Annotated in this window: 15 protein-coding genes; 3 read left to right on the forward strand and 12 right to left on the reverse strand. The window is 63.6% G+C overall.

The genetic code is table 11. The features are described from left to right. Positions 1-45: 45 nt before the first annotated feature. The 10 genes from JQ572_RS08760 to JQ572_RS08805 all read right to left on the reverse strand — a co-directional run bounded on the left by JQ572_RS08760 (position 46) and on the right by JQ572_RS08805 (position 9,212). Positions 46-900 carry a carbohydrate ABC transporter permease gene (locus JQ572_RS08760; RefSeq protein ID WP_249128933.1) on the reverse strand — a complete coding sequence of 285 codons (855 nt, stop codon included), beginning with the start codon at positions 898-900 and terminating at the stop codon, positions 46-48. Next, positions 897-1,835, reverse strand: a complete 939-nt coding sequence (locus JQ572_RS08765; protein WP_211382607.1) for a carbohydrate ABC transporter permease — start codon at positions 1,833-1,835, stop codon at positions 897-899. The genes JQ572_RS08760 and JQ572_RS08765 overlap by 4 nt, the downstream gene beginning before the upstream one ends. After that, the gene (locus JQ572_RS08770; RefSeq protein ID WP_211382608.1) at positions 1,832-3,157 is read right to left on the reverse strand and encodes an ABC transporter substrate-binding protein; all 1,326 of its coding nucleotides are present in this window, start codon (positions 3,155-3,157) and stop codon (positions 1,832-1,834) included. The genes JQ572_RS08765 and JQ572_RS08770 overlap by 4 nt, the downstream gene beginning before the upstream one ends. 79 nt (positions 3,158-3,236) lie before the next feature. Beyond that, positions 3,237-4,016, reverse strand: coding sequence for a sulfur oxidation c-type cytochrome SoxA (gene soxA, locus JQ572_RS08775; protein WP_211382609.1), 780 nt, complete (start codon positions 4,014-4,016; stop codon positions 3,237-3,239). Then, the gene (soxZ, locus tag JQ572_RS08780; RefSeq protein WP_211382610.1) at positions 4,013-4,330 is read right to left on the reverse strand and encodes a thiosulfate oxidation carrier complex protein SoxZ; all 318 of its coding nucleotides are present in this window, start codon (positions 4,328-4,330) and stop codon (positions 4,013-4,015) included. The genes soxA and soxZ overlap by 4 nt, the downstream gene beginning before the upstream one ends. After that, positions 4,330-4,797 (reverse strand): SoxY-related AACIE arm protein, encoded by a 468-nt coding sequence (locus tag JQ572_RS08785; RefSeq protein ID WP_211382611.1) that lies wholly within the window; start codon positions 4,795-4,797, stop codon positions 4,330-4,332. The genes soxZ and JQ572_RS08785 overlap by 1 nt, the downstream gene beginning before the upstream one ends. A 4-nt stretch (positions 4,798-4,801) precedes the next feature. Further along, positions 4,802-5,248, reverse strand: coding sequence for a sulfur oxidation c-type cytochrome SoxX (gene soxX, locus JQ572_RS08790; protein WP_211382612.1), 447 nt, complete (start codon positions 5,246-5,248; stop codon positions 4,802-4,804). Further along, positions 5,241-6,512 carry an NAD(P)/FAD-dependent oxidoreductase gene (locus JQ572_RS08795; RefSeq protein ID WP_211382613.1) on the reverse strand — a complete coding sequence of 424 codons (1,272 nt, stop codon included), beginning with the start codon at positions 6,510-6,512 and terminating at the stop codon, positions 5,241-5,243. The genes soxX and JQ572_RS08795 overlap by 8 nt, the downstream gene beginning before the upstream one ends. A 52-nt stretch (positions 6,513-6,564) precedes the next feature. Further along, positions 6,565-8,751 (reverse strand): xanthine dehydrogenase family protein molybdopterin-binding subunit, encoded by a 2,187-nt coding sequence (locus tag JQ572_RS08800; RefSeq protein ID WP_211382614.1) that lies wholly within the window; start codon positions 8,749-8,751, stop codon positions 6,565-6,567. 11 nt (positions 8,752-8,762) lie between these two features. Next, the gene (locus JQ572_RS08805) at positions 8,763-9,212 is read right to left on the reverse strand and encodes a (2Fe-2S)-binding protein (protein ID WP_211382615.1); all 450 of its coding nucleotides are present in this window, start codon (positions 9,210-9,212) and stop codon (positions 8,763-8,765) included. A 354-nt stretch (positions 9,213-9,566) separates the two neighbouring features. Between JQ572_RS08805 and JQ572_RS08810 the strand changes: the two genes are divergently transcribed. Continuing rightward, positions 9,567-11,186, forward strand: a complete 1,620-nt coding sequence (locus JQ572_RS08810) for a B12-binding domain-containing radical SAM protein (RefSeq protein WP_211382616.1) — start codon at positions 9,567-9,569, stop codon at positions 11,184-11,186. 5 nt (positions 11,187-11,191) lie between these two features. Here JQ572_RS08810 and JQ572_RS08815 read toward each other — a convergent pair whose 3' ends face one another. After that, positions 11,192-12,580, reverse strand: coding sequence for an MFS transporter (locus JQ572_RS08815; protein WP_211382617.1), 1,389 nt, complete (start codon positions 12,578-12,580; stop codon positions 11,192-11,194). A gap of 184 nt (positions 12,581-12,764) precedes the next feature. Here JQ572_RS08815 and JQ572_RS08820 point away from each other — a divergent pair, with 184 nt between their 5' ends. Together JQ572_RS08820 and plsY are read left to right on the forward strand one after the other, a co-directional pair. Further along, positions 12,765-13,826, forward strand: a complete 1,062-nt coding sequence (locus tag JQ572_RS08820; protein WP_211382618.1) for an isocitrate/isopropylmalate dehydrogenase family protein — start codon at positions 12,765-12,767, stop codon at positions 13,824-13,826. A 363-nt stretch (positions 13,827-14,189) separates the two neighbouring features. Further along, on the forward strand, positions 14,190-14,870 hold the full coding sequence (plsY, locus tag JQ572_RS08825) for a glycerol-3-phosphate 1-O-acyltransferase PlsY (protein ID WP_211383522.1): 681 nt from the start codon (positions 14,190-14,192) through the stop codon (positions 14,868-14,870). 666 nt (positions 14,871-15,536) lie between these two features. Here plsY and JQ572_RS08830 read toward each other — a convergent pair. Further along, positions 15,537-19,073, reverse strand: coding sequence for an AAA family ATPase (locus JQ572_RS08830; RefSeq protein WP_211382619.1), 3,537 nt, complete (start codon positions 19,071-19,073; stop codon positions 15,537-15,539). Between the last annotated feature and the right edge of the window lie 60 nt (positions 19,074-19,133).

Below are 19,133 nucleotides of genomic sequence, written 5' to 3' on the forward strand. Positions count from 1 at the left end.
AAAAACGACGCGGCCGAGCGACATGTAACGCCCGGCCGTTTCATTTCAGCCGCCCTTCACAGCTCCAGCCGTGAGCCCGGCAACGATCTGGCGCTGGGCAAATACCGTCAGCAGCAGCACCGGCAGGGTGACGATCAGCGCCGCAGCCGCCAGCGGCCCCCAGCTCAGCTGGTCGAACGAGATCATGTTGTAGACCGCGACGGGCAGGGTGCGCGTCTCGCGCCCGGCCAGCACGATGCCGAACACGAAGTTGTTCCAGGAGAAGATCACGGCCAGGATGAAGGCGACCGCGATGCCGGGCTTTGCGATCGGCAGCGCGACATGGCGAAACACCTGCCAGCGCGTGGCACCGTCGATGAGGGCGGCTTCCTCCAGTTCCATCGGCGTCGTCTCGAAATAGCCGATCATGATCCAGATCACGATCGGGACCGTCACGACGAGGTGGATGATGATCTGCGGCACCAGCGTGCCGAGCAATCCCAGCCATTGAAACAGCAGGAACAGCGGAATCAGGTAGGACAGGCCGGGCGTAATGCGGGCGATGAGGATCACGATCGCGGATTTGTGCGCGGCCATGCGCGCGATGCCGTAGCCGGCGGGGACGCCGACCAGCAGCGCCAGCGCGGTCGCGCTGCCGGTCACGATCAGGCTGTTGACGAAATAGGTCAGGAAACGGTTGGACGCCAGCACGTCGGCATAGTTCTTCCAGGCGATGCGCTCCGGGAAGAACACCGGCGGGTAGGCGGCATTGTCGACCTCGAATTTGAGCGAGAGCGACGCCATCCAGAGGAAGAACAGGATCGCCGGCGACACGATGACGAACACCGAGAGCCAGAGGCCGATCCTGCCCATGACCTGGCGCAGGTTGATCTGTCGTAGATTGGTCTGGCTTGGGTTCATGCGCCGCTCGAGATCTCGGTCCACAGCATGCGCTGACGGGCGTAGAGCATCACCGCCGCAAGCAGGACAATCAGCAGGAAGAACACGACCGCGATCGCCGAGCCGTAGCCGAGGTCATAATAAGTGAAAGCGACGCTGTAGAGGTAGATGTTGATCGTCTCCGAGGCCGAGCCCGGCCCTCCTTGCGTGATCGCGAAGATGATGTCGAAGCTTTTCACCGCGTCGATCATGCGGATCATGGCGGCGATGAACAGGAACGGCATGATCAGCGGCAACGTGATGAAACGAAAGACCTGCCAGAAGCTTGCGCCGTCGATCTGCGCGCTCTCATAAGGCTCGGTCGGAATTGCGGCGAGGCCGCCGAGCACGATCAGCATGACTAGCGGCGTCCATTGCCAGGTCTCGACCAGCACGAGTGAGGGAATCACGGTTGCAGGGTGGAAGACCCAGAGCTGTGCGGGGATTCCGACCAGCGACAGCAGGTAATTCAGGATGCCGAGCTGGGGATGGAACATCATGGTCCAGACCAGCGCGATCGCGACGGGCGTTGCCATCATCGGCATAATGAAGATGCCGCGCAGGAAGCCGCGGCCGGCGAATTTCTGGTGAAACACCACGGCGGCAAGCGTGCCGAGGATCAGGGGCAGCAACACCGACAGGACGGTGTAAACCATGGTGTGGCCCACCGCCTCGAGGAAGCGCGGATCGCTCGTCAGCCGCAGATAGTTGGAGAGTCCAACGAAGGTGGTGGGCGAGCCGACCTTCCACTCGTTCAGGCTCATCCAGATCGTGAAGACCCACGGGAATATAATGATGGTGAGCACGACGACCAGCGCCGGTACCACGAACGGCCAGTAGGACGGCGGCCGCAACTCCTTCTCCGGCGCGGCATCAGACTGTGCCGCGGCCGGAGCCGATTGTGTCAATGCGCTCACGCCTTTTCGCTACGCTCCAGGATCGGCCGGTACTGCTCGTGCGCCTTCTTCAGCTCGGTCGCAGGATCGGCGCCGGCCAGTGTCGCGGTGATGGCAGCACCGACGAGATCGCGGAATTCGGCGACCGGAATCACGACAGGCAGGCCGAGCTTGCTGATCTTGGCAGAATCGATCACCGATTGCAGCCATTCCTTGGGCATTTTCACGCCCTGCTGGACTGCGGGATCGCCAAGGATCGAGTTGCGGAACGGCACGCCGCCGCCGGCTTGCAACAGCCGCGCGCCCTGCTGCTTCGAGACCGCCCACTGGCAGAGCAGATAGGCGGCTTCCTTGTTCTTGCTCGCCGCCGCAATGCCGAGGCCGTCGCCATAAGTGGCCGAATATTGTCCCTTCGGTCCGGCCGGGACGACGGTATATCCGACCTTGCCGACGACGCGCGAGGCGGCCGGATCCTCCAGCGGCGGCGCCCAGCCGACGCCGTCGATCCACATCGCCGAGCGTCCTTGCGTGAACGAGGCCATCGACTCCATCCAGTTGAAGCCGGCCACGCCGGGCGGAGCGACTTTCGTCAGCAGCGTCTGATAGAGCTTCGTTGCCGCAATCGCTTCCGGACCGTCGGTCAGGATGTTGCCCTTGGCGTCGAGGAATTCGCCGCCATAGTCGAGGAAGAAGTTGGTCCACAACGTCATGTTGGCGTTGCGCAGGCCGCGTCCGACGAAGCCGTAGGTGCCTTCCTTGGTATCCGTGAGCTTCTCGGCGGCCGCAACCATCTCGTCGAGCGTCTTGGGGATTGCGACGCCCTTCTTCTGAAACAGCTCCTTGTTGTAGTAGAGGATGAAATAGTCGACCGACCAGGGCAGCGACAGCATCTGGCCCTTGTCGTTCTTGGCGTATTGCAGGCCCGCGGCCGAGAAATCGCTCTCGACGAGATCGGGCGCGGTCAGCGTCGGGTCTTTCATGTAGGGCGTTAAGTCGGCGAGCCAGCCGCCCTTTTCAAACTGCCGCTTCTGCACGTGATAGCTGAGATGGATGACGTCGAAGCTCGGCCGGCCGGAGGTCAGCTCGATCACCACCTTCTGGCGCTGCTGCTGCTCGGGAATCTGCTCGGATTCCACCTGGATGCCGGTGAGCTCGGTAAATTCCTTGATGTACTTTTGCAGATTGTCGCCGCGCGGGCCCTTGGCGAGGATGACCTCCAGCTTGGTCCCGGCGTATTTCTTCCAATTGACCTCGGCGTGCGCCGGCATTCCGGTCAGGCTGAGTGCGCCCGCCGCCGCGGTGCCCTTCAAGAGCGTACGACGTGATATGTTGTGGTTGGTCACTTCAAATCCTCCCTTTGATTCATTCTCTTTGGGAGGGATACTAGCGACCGTGCCGCGTCTGCCTAGTCCTAATCTACGATCAGGGGCGAACGGCCGGTGTCTCCATTGGCAGGCCGCGCGCCCGCGACATCAGGTAAAGCTCGAGCGCGACCAGCTCGGGCGAGCCGTAATCATAGGCCTGGGCGCGAACGCCGGTCATGCAACTGCGCAACCGGCGCTCGATCGACCCCAGTGTCTGCCACTCCAGGCGGTAAAGCGGATAGCCGGTCGGCTGCGCTTGCGTGATCGGCGCGCCCGCGAGGCGCTTGTCGAAATTGTGGTCGTGGCAATTGGCGCAGGCGAGGTTTAGCTGACCCTCGCGCTGCATGAAAAGGTCGCGGCCCTGTTCGAGGAAGGGCTTGAGCTCCGGATCGCCGCCGGCCGTGATCGGAACGCCGCGGGACTGGTGGGCGACAAAGGCGGACAGCGCCAGTAGGTCGCGGCTCTCGTAGGACAGCGGTGTCGCTTTCTGATGATTGCCCCGGCAGAGGTTGATGCGCTGGTCTAGCGTGACGGGACGCGCTAGCGTCTTGTCGAGGGCGGGATAGCGCGCTGCGACGCCTTTCATGCTGCTCCGGGCATCGCCATGGCAATCCGCACAGGCTTTCTCCGCGCTGCCGGTCTTCTTCGTCCAGAGCGCCTCGCCGTCGAGCACGAACAACATGCCCGGATTGGACGTGTCGTCATCCTGCATCGCGCGGCTGTCCGGACCCATGAAGGAATAGCCGGAGCGGCGCTCGTCCGGCGGAATCTCGCCGGCGAGCAGGGCGGAGTTCGTGGCGAGAAGCGCCGCCGCCGCTATCGCGCGCCAGAAAATCATTCGACCGTGATCGATGCCGATGCGCTGGACGAATAGCCGTTGTCGCCGGTCCACTCGAACTCGAACTTGCCGCTTTCTTTCGCAACCGTGAAGAACGACAGATATGGATTCGCCGCGATTGCCGGGAAGAGGTCGGCGCTGAAGATCTCGGTGCCGTTGTAGCGGCAGGTGAAGCTCGTGACGATGTCGCGTGGTACCAGCGCGCCGTCCGCGGTGTGACGGAAGCCGGTTTCCATGATGTGGGAGGTCAGCGTGCGGATCTCGATGATGTCGCCGCGTCTGGCCTTCGCCGGAACGTTGATGAGCGCGGTCATCAGTTCATCTCCTCGGTGCAGGCGGCGAGCGTCACGACGACGTCGGCGGCAACCTGCCAGAAAGTGTCATCGGAGAGGCGTGCGATCGCGATCACCCTCTGGGTGTCGGCGAGCCGGATCCTCGTCGAAACCTGGGCGCGGCCGGCCGAAAGGCCGAGATGGAAATTGCCGATGTTCGGCTGCGGGTTCTTCTCGTTGAAAACGTGGATGCTCTTGACGTAATCATCCGCGGTCATCGGGCTGGCGACGCTCACGGTCATCGGCACCGTGTTGCCGTTCTCGACCAGCGGTGGAATGTCGAGCTTCACCTTGCCGGTTCGTACAGCGGCTTCGCCGACGATGTTGCGTACCGCGGCGGTGAGCATCGCTGGTGTCGCTTGAAGCGGCTGCAGCGTGACGATCGGAATCGCCCCGGCGGCCGTCACGCCTCCGGCAAGGCCCAGGAATCGTCGTCGCGTGGTCGGCATGAACCTAGTCCCGAAGCGTTGCAAGAAAGGCCACGATGTCCTCGATCTCGGCGGCCGACAATATCGGTTTGCCGACAAAATTGCGCCCGACCCGCACGAGCCCGCCATTGCGATAATAGGACGGCATGATGGTCTGTGGGTTGAAGCGCGCCGCATCGACCAGCCGAAGCCGCAACTGGCTCGCCGACCAGCGGTTCCCGGTCCCCCTAAGGTCGGGCGCGAGGTCACCCTGGAACCGCGTTTCCGGGAAGGGGCCGGAATGGCAGAGGATGCAGGTCGTGGTGCGCGCGAGCACCAGCGCGCGGCCGCGCGCGGTATCGCCGGGCGCGCCGGTGAGCGATTGGCCAATTCCGTCGCCGGTGATCCTGTAGGGCACGAGGTCTTGTGCTTCTGCACCAGAGGCAAGAGTGGCGGCGACCAGCGTTGCGATATGGAGAGATGTCCTAGCCAAAGGTATCCGCCGTGATGGTTTGAAACCAGCGCTCGGCCTCGGCTGCCTCGCGGGCGCGCAGTTCTCGCGGGGCGTCGACCGGGCTGGTCGCGCCGCCCTCGACCTCGGCAAAGATATCGCCTTTGGGCTGGTAATTGCCGGCCAGCGAAAAGCCGTAACCGGGCGCGACGGTGTTGTAGCAGACGCCGGTCAGCCGCGGCGCCTCTGGCGTGCGACCCGCGAGCAGACTGACGATGGCAGCGGCGCAGGCCTTGCCCTGCGCGCTTGCGGCTGACGCCGATTTGGGAATGCCGCCGCCGAGACAGGCATCGCCGACGACATGGATGTTTGGGACGAGCTTCGACTCGAAAGTCGCAGGGTCGATCGGGCACCAGCCGGTCGCATCCGCAGCGCCGGCGATCCCGGCGATGAGGCCGGCGCGCTGCGGCGGGATGACGTTGGCGACGTCAGGGGTGTAGTTGCCGAACTCGGTGACGATGGTCTTGGTCGAAGCGTCAACCGAAGTCACGCGGCCGCCTTGCGACAGCGCGATGCGCTCGATCATGTCGCCGTAGAGCTCCTTCCACGCCCTCTCGAATAGCCGCTGCTGGGAGAAAGTGTCCTTGGCATCCAAGACCAGCACCTTCGAGCGCGGCTTGTTGATCTTCAGGTAATGCGCGATCAGGCTGGCGCGCTCGTAAGGCGCAGGCGGACAGCGCGAGGGATTGGCGGGGATCGTAATGGCAACCGTGCCGCCGTCCGGCATTGCCTCCAACTGCTTGCGCAGTAAAAGCGTCTGAGCGCCGGCCTTCCAGGCGTGCGGCATCTTTTCCGCCGCGGCCTCGTCGTAGCCGGGCAGGGCTTCGAAGTGGAAGTCGATGCCGGGGGAGAGCACAAGACGGTCGTAGGGCAGCGCAACACCATCGGCCGTCAAGATGCTGCGCCGCTGCGTCTCGATCGTGGTCACGGCCTGGCCGATCACGGTGACGCCCTGGGCCGCGAGCTTGTCGTAGCCAAACTGCTGCGCGTCGATGTCGCGCAGGCCCGCAATCACCTCGTTGCTGAAGGGGCAGGAAGTGAAGACTGCATTGGGCTCAATCAGGATGACCTGCAGGTTTCCCTGCGCACGCTTCAGCGCGCGAGCGCAGGCCGCGCCGCCAAAGCCGCCGCCGACCACGACGACGCGGCCTGCGGACTGCGCACGCAGGATCGAAGGTACGGCGAACGATGTGGCCGCGGCGGTGATGCCGAGGACGGCATTCCGCCGTGTAACCGGCGCATTCATGGGCCTCATCCGGAAAATGCCGCGGCGGCCGTCGTGGCCGCCGCGGCGTCTCTTAGGCGAAGGTGATGTTCTGGTCGCGCAACGGCACAGAGCGGATGCGCTTGCCGGTCGCGGCGAAGTACGCATTGAGCACCGCCGGCGCCGCGACGCCAATGGTCGGCTCGCCGACACCGCCCCAGAACCCGCCGCTCGGCACCATCACCGCTTCCACCTTCGGCATCTCGTTGATGCGCATCGAGTTGTAGGTGTCGAAGTTGGTTTGCTCGATTTTGCCGTCCTTGACGGTGCAGCCGCCGTAGAACAGTGCGGAGAGGCCGTAGACGAAGGAGCCGGCGATCTGCCGCTCCACCTGCGCCGGATTGACGACGTAGCCTGGATCGGTGGAGGCGACGATGCGATGCACCTTGATCTTGTTGCCGTCGGTCACCGAGATTTCGGCGGCACCGGCGACATAGCTTCCATAGCCCATGACCTGCGCGATGCCGCGATAGACGCCCTGCGGCGCCGGCGTGGTCCAGCCGATCTTTTCGGCCACGGCATTGAGCACCGCCAGATGCTTGGGATGTTTGCCCATCAGCTTGCGGCGGAATTCGAGCGGGTCCTGCCCTGCGGCCTGGGCCAGTTCGTCCATGAAGCATTCCATGTAGATCGCGTTGTGATTGACGTTGACGCCGCGCCAGAAGCCGGGCGGAACGTGCGGATTGCGCATCGCATGCTCGATCAGGAGGTTCGGCACCGAATAGCCGAACGCGGCCTCGCCGGATTGGGCGACGCCCTGGAATGCAGCCGGATCCATGCCGTTCTGCAGCGCTTCGGGGCGGAGCGAGAACAGGATCGACTGTCCGGACAGGCGGTAGTGCAGCGCGACCAGATTATTGTCGGCATCGAACGCGCCGGTCATCTTGCACTGGGTGATCGGATGATACCTGCCGTGCGCCATGTCCTCTTCGCGTGACCACAACAGCTTGATCGGCGTGCCCGGCATCTGCTTGGCGATTATGACCGCCTGGCGGACATAGTCGGTCTGGCCGCGCCGGCCGAAGCCGCCGCCGGGCATCACCTTGTGCACGTCGCACTTCTCGGCCGGCAGGCCGGACGCCTCCAGCACCGCCGCGAAGGCGGCCTCGCCATTCTGCGTGCCGCACCAGGCCTCGCACTTGTCTGCCGTGTAGAGCACGGTGGCGTTCATCGGCTCCATCGTGGCATGGTTCTGGTAGGGGTAGCTGTAGACGGCGTCGATCTTCCTGGCTGCGCCGGCAATCGCGGCCTTGGCGTCGCCGTTCTTGTTGCCGACATAGGCCGGCTGGCCGTTGTCGAGGCCCTCGGCCAGCCATTTTGCAATGGACTCGCTCGAGACCTTGGCGTTGTCGCCCTCGTCCCAGACGATCGGCAGCGCTTCCAGCGCGGTCTTGGCGTGCCACCAGGTGTCGGCAACGACCGCGACCGCGGTATCGCCGACCTTGACGACCTGCTTGACGCCTTTCATGCCGGCGATCTTGGCTTCGTCAAAGCTCTTCAGCTTGCCGCCGAACACCGGGCAGTCCTTGATCGCGGCGTTCAGCATGCCCGGCAGCTTGACGTCGATGCCGTAGATCATGGCGCCGGTGGTCTTGTCGGCGGTGTCGAGCCGCCTCACGCCTTTGCCGATCAGCTTCCAGTCCTTCGGATCCTTCAGCTTGACGTCGGACGGTGGCGTCAGCTTGGCTGCGGCCTCGGCCACCTTGCCGTAGGTGGTGGTCTTGCCGGATGGCGCATGGGTGATGACGCTGTTCGCGGCGGTGCATTCGGACGCCGGGACTTTCCACGCATCGGCGGCGGCCTGGATCAGCATCAGGCGCGCGGTGGCGCCGCCCTTGCGGACATAGTCGTGCGAAGAGCGGATGCCGCGGCTGCCGCCGGTCGAGAAATCGCCCCAGACGCGCTTGCGGGCAACGCTCTGGCCCGGTGTCGGATATTCGGTCGAGACCTTCGACCAGTCGCATTCGAGTTCCTCGGCGACGAGCTGGGCGAGGCCGGTGAGCGAGCCCTGGCCCATCTCGGAGCGGGCGATGCGGATCACGACGGCATCGTCGGGCCTGACCACGACCCAGGCGCCGATCTCGGGCGAGCCGTCGGCCGCGCGCACCACGGCGGGGCCGCCGAACGGGAGATCGAGGCCGATCGCAAGGCCGGTGCCGACCGCGGCGGTGCCGATGACGAAGGCGCGGCGGTTCATCTTGGGAGAGACGTGCTTGTTCATGGGGCGGCTACTTACGCGCTTGCGATCATGTGGATCGCTTCGCGCACCTGTTGGAAGGTGCCGCAGCGGCAGATATTGGTGATGGCCTCGTCGATATCGGCGTCGGTCGGTTTCGGTCTTTCGATCAGCAGCGCCGCCACCGCCATGATCATGCCGCTCTGGCAATAGCCGCATTGCGGAACGTCCTGGGCGATCCAGGCTTCTTGCACCTTGTGCAGCGAGCTGCCGGACGCCAGTCCCTCGATCGTGGTGATCTTCTTGCCCTCGGCCTCAGCGACCGAGATCCCGCAGGAACGCGTGGCGACACCGTCCATGTGAACGGTGCAGGCGCCGCATTGTGCGATGCCGCAGCCATATTTGGTGCCGGTCAGGCCGGCATTCTCGCGGATCGCCCAGAGCAGCGGCGTATCTGGCTCGACATCGAGTGTGAAGGTTTTTCCGTTGATTATTAGGTTTGCCATCGCAGTCCCCTGATTGGCCCAATCCACCGATTGAACTCAGGGGCGCAATGTGTCGGGCAAATTGGAACTGTTCAAATCAAGAGTCCGCGGGGTGTCGTCGATGATTTTCGCGCTCGCAGGATGATTAAGGGGCGGGCGGTGTTGCGTCCGCCTGTTTTGCGCGAAAACCTCCGCCCCGGGGTCCGCACCCGAGGCCATTCGCCGCGTCCCTTGTACGCCTGCGCACAGCCTCGGACGACGTCTCCTGCTTTGGCGCGCCAGCCACCATGGAACAATCGGCAACAGTTTGTCCCTTTTGCCGGGATGCAAGACCAAGATGCTCTGCTACACTGGGGCGAAGCCAGAAGGGGTTCCATGAACGTACCGAAGCCTTGCAACGTGCTGATGCTCTATCCGCTCTTCACGGCGGAGTCCTTCTGGAGTTTTGGCGAATCCTGCGAACTGATGGGCGTGAAACGCCCCGCTGCTCCTCTCGGCCTGATCACTGTTGCCGCGATGCTGCCGGCCAACTGGACGGTGCGCCTCATCGATTGCAACACGCAGCCTTTCTGCGACGACGATCTCGCCTGGGCCGACGTCGTCTTCACCGGCGGAATGTTGCCGCAGCAGGCCGACACGTTGCGCCTGATCGACGTATGCCGCGCGGCGGGCAAGCCGGTGGTGGTCGGCGGCCCTGATCCCACCTCCAGCCCCCATGTCTACGAGCGAGCCGACTTCCGGGTGCTCGGCGAGGCCGAAAGCGTCATCGACGAATTCATCGCGGCCTGGGACAGCGGCGCACGCGCCGGCGTCTTCACCGCGCCGAAATTCCAGGCCGACGTCACCTCGACGCCGGTGCCGCGCTTCGACCTGCTCAAATTCGAGGACTATCTCTACCTCGGTGTGCAGTATTCGCGCGGCTGCCCTTTCACCTGCGAGTTCTGCGACATCATCGAGCTCTATGGGCGCGTGCCGCGCACCAAGACGAATGAGCAGATGCTCATCGAGCTCGATAGGCTCTACAATATGGGCTATCGCGGCCATCTCGACTTCGTCGACGACAATTTCATCGGCAACAAGAAGTCGCTCCGGCTGTTCCTGCCCCAGCTCGCCGAATGGCAGCGCGCGCACGGCTATCCCTTCGAATTGTCCACCGAGGCCTCGGTCAATCTCGCCGACGATCCTGAATTGCTCGACCTGATGGGGGCGGCCAATTTCTTCGCTGTCTTCGTCGGCATCGAAAGTCCGGATCCCGCAACCCTGGTCGCGATGCGCAAGAAACAGAACACGCGGCGCAACATCGCCGAGAGCATCCACAAGATCTACGCCGCCGGCATGCTTGTCACCGCGGGCTTCATCGTCGGCTTCGACAACGAGAAGGTCTCGATGGCGGAGGCCATGGTCGATTTCATCGAGGAGGCCGCCATCCCGGTTGCCATGATCGGGCTGCTCTACGCGTTGCCGAACACGCAGCTCACGCGGCGCCTTGCAAAGGAAGGCCGATTGCACGCGGACCACGATCTGGCATCGACGACGGGCGGCGATCAGTGCACCGGCGGCATCAACTTCGATCCGGTGCGGCCGCTCCGCGATATCCTGATGGACTACAAGACCGTGCTCGAGCGTGTCTACAGCCCGGCCGCCTATGCGGGCCGCGTCGACAAGTTGATGACGCTGCTCGACCGGTCCAGGCAGCGCCACGAGCTTGCCGAAGGCGACATCCGCGCCAGGGTCGGGGCGATGGAGACCGTTCATCGCGTGGTCACCTCCATCCCCGACGGGCGCCCGCTTTGGCAAACCTTCATGAACTGCGCCAAGCGCGACACGTCATCGGCGCGGATCGCGGTACAGATGATCGCGGCCTATGCGCATCTCGGACCGTTCTCGCGCAAGGTCATCGATGCCATCGACGTGCGCCTGGCTGCGCTCGACGACGAGACGGTCATCGCGGCAGCGGCGACGGTCGACGCGACAGCCGCGCGGCATCTGGCCTGAGGGTCTTACTTCACCGCGAGCCGCAACAAGCTCATGACGCTGCCGAGCGCGGCAAAGCCGGCGCCGAGCGCCAGTGCCACCGTTGCGCCCTGGTGTCCGGCGAGAGCAAAACAGGCCGCGGCGAGCGCGGCTCCCGTCGTCTGTCCGGTCAGGCGCGCGGTCGCGACGATTCCGGAGGCGCTGCCGCTGCGGTGCGGCGGTGCGCTCGACATCACCGCCTTCATGTTCGGCGCCTGGAAGAAGCCGAACCCCATGCCGCAGATCACCATCCGCCAGATGATGTCGGGGATGGCGGGATTGGCCGGAAGCATCGCGAGCAGCGCCATGCCGAGGCCGAGCAGCACAAGGCCGATGCCGCCCAGCAATCCGACGGCATGGCGATCGGAGAGGCGCCCCGCGATCGGCGCCATGATGCCGACCACCAGCGGCCATGGCGTCATGAAGAATCCGGTCTCGACCTGCGAGCGTCCCAGCACGTCCTCGAAATAGAACGGCAGCGAGACGAAGGCGAGGCCCTGCACGGCGAAGGAGCACACCGCCGTCGCCGCCGACAGCGCGAACATCGGGCGGCTGAACAGGTCGATCGGCAGCATCGGTGCGGGATGGTCGGCGTGCCGGCGCGTCAGGATGAAGCCGAGCGCGAGGGCCGTGACCAGCTCGACGCCGACGACCACCGGCGACAGATTGTGCGCGGCGCTGCCGATGCCCGTGATGAACAGCCCGAGGCAGGCCGACGCCAGCACCGCGCCGAGAAAATCAAAGCCGTGATCGGCGCGCGGCGTCTTCGGCAGCATCGCAAAGCCGATGCCGATCGCGACGAGGCCGAACGGGATGTTGACGGCGAACAGCCACGGCCACGGCCCGAGCGCCAGGATGGCCGAGGCGATCGAGGGACCGAAGGTGAAGGCGGTCGCGACCACCAGCGCGTTGTGGCCGAAGCCGCGGCCCAGCATCCGGCCGGGATAGACGAAACGCACCAGCGCGGTGTTCACGCTCATGATGCCGCTGGCGCCGAGCCCTTGCAGGGTACGGGCGACCAGCAGGCTGTCCAGCGACCACGCCACCGCGCAGAACAGCGAGGCGATGGTGAAGAGGATCAGGCCGCCGAGATAGATGCGCTGGTGCCCGACGATCTCGCCGAGCGCACCGAGCGGCAGCAGCGTCGCCACCAGCGCGATCTGGTAGACGTTGACGACCCAGACCGACTGCTCCGGCGTGACATGCAGATCGGCGGCAATGGCGGGCAGAGCGATGTTGGCGATCGCGGTGTCGAGCGAAGCCATCGCCAGCGCGGTGAAGATCGCGGCAATGGCCCAGCGCCGCTGCGCAGCGGGCAGGCCGTCGGACACGGTGTGGTCGGGCTCGCGCGCGGCGGCAGGTAACGTGATTGTCATTGCCTTGTTATCATGGACTTGCGCGTTGTTTCGGCGGCGTGGCTGAACGGGACTTTCGGCATGTACTACGCCAAAGGCCGCTTCCACAGGCATATGCTTGCATGCTGTGTATGCGCGAAGGCTGGGCGAAGCCGCCGTGCTCCGGCGTATGATCGTTCTGCTGCTGCAATTTGAGGGGACCGCCATGCAACTCGTCGTTTTGCCCGGTGACGGCATCGGACCGGAGATCACGACCGCGACATCGGGCGTGCTGCGCGCGGCCTCCGAGCGCTTCCAGCTCAATCTGCGGCTGGAGGAGCACGCGGTCGGGCATGCGAGCCTGCAGCAGTTCGGCACGACGGTGCGCCCCGAACTGCTCGACATCGTCCGCGCCGCCGACGGCCTGATCCTCGGCCCGACCGCGACCTTCGACTTCAAGGACGAGGCGCATGGCGAGATCAATCCGTCGCGTCACTTCCGCAAGAGCCTCGACCTCTACGCCAATGTCAGGCCCGCACGCACCTATGCGGGGCGGCCCGGCCGGTGTGGGGATTTCGATCTCGTCGTGGTGCGCGAGAACACCGAAGGCTTCTATGCCGACCGCAACATGGAGCAGGGCAATGGCGAAATGCTGGTCACGCCTGATGTGGTGATCTCGCTGCGCCGGATCACGCGCCTATGCTGCGAACGCATCGCGCACGCCGCCTGCCGTCTGGCGATGAAGCGGCGCAAGCATCTCACCATCGTGCACAAGGCCAACGTGCTCAAGATCGGCGACGGGATGTTTCTCGACATCTGCCGCGAGGCGGCGAAAGCTTATGCCGGCCTCGCGGTCGATGACATCCTCGTCGACGCCATGATGGCGCATGTGGTGCGCAACCCGGATCGGTTCGACGTCATCGTCGCCACCAACATGTTCGGCGATATCCTGTCCGATCTCACGGCGGAGCTGTCGGGAAGTCTCGGCCTCGGCGGCTCGCTCAATGTCGGCGACCGCCATGCTATGGCGCAGGCGGCGCACGGTTCGGCGCCTGATATCGCGGGGCAGGACGTCGCCAATCCGGTCTCGCTGATCCTGTCGACGGCCTTGCTGCTCGCCTGGCACGGCGAGACGAGCGGCGCCGTCCGCTACGAGGAAGCCGCGCGTGCGATCGAGGCGGCGGTGGCGAAAGCGATCGGCGAGGGCAGGGCGACGCGCGACGTCGGCGGCAAGCTCGGCACCATCGCGGCGGGCGCCGCGATTGCGGAGATCCTGCAGGCGGAGTGAGTTGTTCGTGCGGGCCTTTGCGCTTTTTTCTCAGGGTCCAAAACTAAAACGTCGAAAAACAACCCCATGCACAGTAGAAGGTCCCTTGAAGGTTAAGGGTTTTTCGAGTCGCGCCGCGGTGACATTCGCTGCCGCGATCAAGTTGACCCGTCGGGCAAAACACTGGCAGAATGCTATCGTGACAGAGGCCCGGGCGAAGACCAGACCGCGTGTGCATGAATGCGCGATGTGCCCGCTCCCAGATGGGGCAGACCTGTGCAGCCGGCTCCGGCATTTCGCCTCCGACTCGTCGCGGTCAAAACAGGTCGGCGATAAAGCGCTGGTTGCGTAAAACCGGAACTAGAACCCTTGGCTTTTTCGATCATGGCTTTTTGGATAGCGGGCGCGGTTGGATTGGTGATCGCCTATCTCTTGGGTTCTACGCCCACGGGCTATCTCGCGGGAAAACTCCTCAAGGGCATTGATATTCGAGCGCATGGCTCCAGATCCACCGGGGCGACGAACGTATTGCGGACCCTGGGCAAGTGGCCGGCGTTGGCGGTGCTTGTCGCCGATGTGTTGAAAGGCGTGGCGGCCATCATCGTTGCCCGCTCCTTCTGTCCCTGGCTCTATACCGAGCTGTCTGCGACCCCGCCGACAGCGTCTGATTTGCAGATATGGGTGTCATGGGCAGTTTGCCTGGCCGGGATTGCAGCGCTGTTTGGGCATAGCCGCTCGATCTGGCTGAACTTTACGGGCGGCAAATCCGCTGCGACCGGGCTGGGTGTGTTGCTGGCGATTTCATGGCCCGTGGGATTGGGGGCTGCAACAGTCTTCGGCGTCGCGCTGAGCATCACCCGGATGGTTTCCGTGAGCTCGATCCTCGCGGCGTTGACGGCAATCGTTCTGGTCTGCGGGTTTGAGCAACCGTGGCCCTATCGGCTGCTGGTGATCGGAGGCGGCATATACGTGATCGTTCGCCACCGCGCCAACATTCAACGGCTATTGGCGGGGACGGAGCCGCGCCTCGGTCAGAGCAGCGCGGATGCGGAAGCGCAAGCCTAGCGCACGCGTGTAGCGGGCCTTCGATAGGGACCGCTTCTGACCGCGGTTACCCCATCCTGGACCGTCGGCGTCCGAGTGATGGACTCAGAATGTTTTCCGTACGCCGCATAATTGATGTAGCCTGATCGCTCAGCCGCCGACGGGTAGTGCCGAACGCCCGTCTATTCTCAGCGGTATCTTGCGGGGTCTATGGTCTTTCGCTCAACGCGGCTTTAGCCGCCTGTTTTTGTTGAGCCCGAAGTAAATCTTGCGCCCCAATTTTCCGAACATTCCCCGACAGGAGGAAGTCACTATGCATTTCTGTATGACAGGGCAATACACCCCAAAATCTCTCAACAGCATCATGGAAAATCCAAAAACCAACCGGTACGAAGCGGCCAAGAACCTCATCGAAGCCGCCGGCGGAAAATTGATATCTATGTACAGCACCTGCGTCTCTAGGTTGGGCTCAGAGCGCGTCAAAGAGCTGAGCCCAACGCCCCTTGATCGACAAGGTATCTTCAGGCGGCGCCGTCGCGACCCTGCGCGTCGCGACGGCGTTGACAGGTCGGGCAAAACACCGTCACGATGCTATCGTGGCACCGATGCACGGATGTTCGTTAGGTTCGCGATCGCGTCTGGGATGTCTCGTGGCTGCTCCGCTGGCGATGCCGTTAGTCCGTTTCCTCAGCGCCAGGTCGCTTGCCGCTGCTGACTGGAGACCGGCTTCCTGAGACGGTCCAGCAACCTTCGCGCATCGTCGAGATCAGGCAAATCAATGCCTTCGGTGAATTTACGATAGATCGGCGCCAGCAACTTTCGGGCTTCAGTATCGCGGCCTTCCCCGCTCCACAGGCTGGCCAAGCTATGCGCAGCGCGCAGCTGCCAAAACGTTGCCTTCTGAGTCTGCGCGGATTTCAGCGCTGAGACAAAGCAGTCCTCGGCTCGCCGGCGATCGGTGGGATTTGCGGTGAGCAGGATCGTTCCCTTGAGGCGTTGGGCCTCGGCAGCCCACCAGTGTTCGCCGGACCGCTCGACCTCGCCGATCGCCTGCTCGGCGAAATCGAGTGCGCGTGCATGATTGCCGGCGCGGGCATAGGCCTCCGCGAGACAGGACAGGTTAAACGAACTCTGAAAATTCGCCCCGGTGTCGCGATGTTCCATGAGCGCAGCGTCCATCAGTGAAATTCCTTCCGTGGCCCGACCGCCCGCGACGAGATTGACAGCCTTCAGGATATTGGCGCGGGAAATGTGGTAGGGGCTGCGCTGCTCGGTGGCGATGGCAAATCCCTCTTCGGTCGCGGCGATCGCGGCCTGCAGGTCGCGTGTGTGGAGGAAGAAGCGTGCCGAGGCCAGCAGCGCCGATACCAGGGTAAAGGGATGGAGGCGGCTTCGCGCGTCGCTCACGGCGGCCTCTCTCGTTTCCGTCGCCAGTTTCAGCTTGCCGAGATAAAGGTAAGTAAGGCTGAGCCAGACCAGCGAAAACGTTCGGATATTATTGCCGGCCATAAATGCGACCGGTGTTTCTTCTTCGTAAAGCGAGAGCCCCTTTTCGAGGTGAAGTCTCGCGTCCTCGAACCTGCCGATGTGCAGATAGGCGGTGCCGGCCTCGTAATGACTAACCATCACGCCGGGCGGGTCAACGCGGCGACGAAGGAATGGCTCTGCAAGCTGCAGGAGCTTTGGCGATTCCGACCGGATCAAGTGATAGTTGCACAGGGCACCGAGCGCCCGAAGCGCTTCGATAGGATAGGCGGCTTCATCGAGCAGGGCCCGCGCCTTTGTCAGCGCGGTGGCGACATCGGGCGAGGCAAATCCTCTGGTCATGATAAAGGTGTTGCCAAGCTCGACCTGGATGCGGGCCTCGAATTGCTGACGGGCCGTCTGATCCGTAATGTTCGGCAGCAGCGTCATGGCCTTTTCCAATTGGGCCTCCGCCTCGATGCCGGCCGAACGAGCAAGCGACTTACGGGTGGACTTGAGCCAGTAATCGATGGCCTTGCCGGAGCTTCCCGCCTCGGTGCAGTGATAGGCAAGCACGTCCGGGTTACGTTCCAGCATTTCGGGAAATTGGCGCTCGAAGATCTCGACGATGCGGGTGTGAATCGCGGCGCGCTGGCTTTTGAGCATGGTGCCGTAAGCGGCATCCTGCACCAGCGCGTGCTTGAACGTGTAAACGGCGTGCGGAACGACGCCGCGCTGGTGCACCAGCCCGGAAGCGACCAGCTGCCTGAGCAGCGGCGCGAGCTCGGCATCGCCGAGATTGCAGACCGCCCGTATCTGCGGGTAAGCGAATTCACGTCCGAACGCCGCTCCGGCCTGCACCACCGCGCGCAGCGAGGCGAGCCGGTCCAGCCGGGCGACCAATGAAGCCTGTAGCGTCGTTGGCACGGCGAGAGACGGCAACGACTGCGTAAGCACGTAGCTGCCGTTTTCCTCGCGCATGATGTCGATTTCCAGAACCGACTTCGTCATCTCCTCGATGAATAGCGGCACGCCATCGGTTCGCGCCACGATCTGTTCGAGCAGGATGGGCGGGAAATCCTTGCCGTTCGCGACCTGTCGGATCACTTCGATGTTGTCGTGCCGGCCAAGCCTGTTCAGCGTCATGACCGTCACGTGGGACTGGCCAAGCCACGGCGGGACGAATTCTGGCCGGTAGGTGATAATGAGCAGAACTGGAAGCGTGCGGATGCGTTCGGTCAGGATATCGAACAGTTCCTGCGTGGTCGGGTCAACCCAATGCGCGTCTTCGAGCACGATCAGCACCGGCTTCTCGGCGGCAAGACCAGCGATCTGGCCGACCAACTGCTCCAATAGCAATTCCTTGCGTCGCTGCGGACTGATCGACAGCACGGACGAACCAGTCTGGCACGGAATCGAGAGCAGCTCACCGAAAAGCGCTGTGTCCCTCGCCAAATTTTGCGACGACGGCGCCAGCAACGCTTTGAGTTTATCGAGCTTGGTAGCATCGCTGTCACCGGCCGAAAGACCGGCCGCATGTTCGAGCTGATTAATGACCGGATAAAACGCAGTCTGGACGCGATGGGGCGAGCACTGCAGGCGCAGGCAATGGTGCGGATCCGCCTTGATCTCCTCCCGCAGGGCGAAAACCAAGCGCGACTTGCCGATCCCGGGCTCGCCATAGATCAGGACCAGCCGGCCCTCGCCAGTCTTGATCTGGCTCCAGCGTCGTTGCAACAGCGCGAGCTCTTCCTCGCGGCCGATCAGCCTCACGGGCTCAGCATGCAGCGCTTCGAAGCGGCTGGTTGCCGTGCTTTCCGAAAGCAGTTGCCAGGCCCTGACCGGATCGACGCTCGATTTCAACCCAAGCGATCCGAGATCGCGATAGGTGAACAGCGCGCCAACGAGGCGATGTGTAGTTGCGGAAATCACCAGCGCACCCGGCTCGGTAACCGCCAAGAGACCGGCCGCCAACGGCAGCACATCACCTATTGCTGCATGGTCGGCAGCAATGCCGATCTCGTTCAGATCGCCGACAATGACGAGGCCGGTCGCAATAGCAACGCGCGCTTGCAACGGCATTTTGGCGTGGAGCCGCAACCCTGCGACTTCCTGGATGACCGCAAGGCCGGCGCGCACTGCGCGCTCCGCATCATCTTCGCGCGCGCACGGGTATCCGAAATAAACGACAACCTTGTCGCCCAAGGATTTGCCGATGAAGCCGTCGTGCCCGGCGATCACTGCCTTGATGCGGTCCTGACAAGCGGACATGAGAAACAGGAGGTCTTCAGGGTCCCGGCCCGATAAATGAGTGCGGGCGCCGATGAGGTCGCAGATCATCACCGAGAGTTGCCGGCGTTCCGGCCGCTCCATCTTGCGCGCCGCGTCGGGTCGATCCGTCGGCTGCGGGGGGGCCGCCGCTTCGCCCCCAGGAAGCGGTTCCCGCTCGCATCGTTCCTCGACCTCGCCCACAAAGCGAAACCCCTTGCGAGGCAGCGTGCGGATCAGGATCTGCCGCTCTCCATCGTCACCTATGGCATGGCGAACCGCGTTAACCTGGCTGCTGAGGGTCGATTCCGAAACGATACGGCCGCTCCAAATCGCAGCCAACAGGTCATCCTTGCTGACCACGCGCTCGCGATTTTGAACGAGATAGAGGAGGAGATCAAAGGTCTGAGGCTCGGCGGCGACCAGCGCAGTCGCACGCCACAATTCCCGGCGGTCCGTATCGAGTAGATACTCCTTGAATGCGTAGATCATTACAATCCCGCCAGCGCCTGCCGTTTCGAAAAACAAAACCAGCAAATTCCCAAGGCAAAT

It is taken from the genome of Bradyrhizobium sp. SZCCT0153 (assembly GCF_018129995.1).
Lineage (GTDB): Bacteria > Pseudomonadota > Alphaproteobacteria > Rhizobiales > Xanthobacteraceae > Bradyrhizobium > Bradyrhizobium japonicum_G.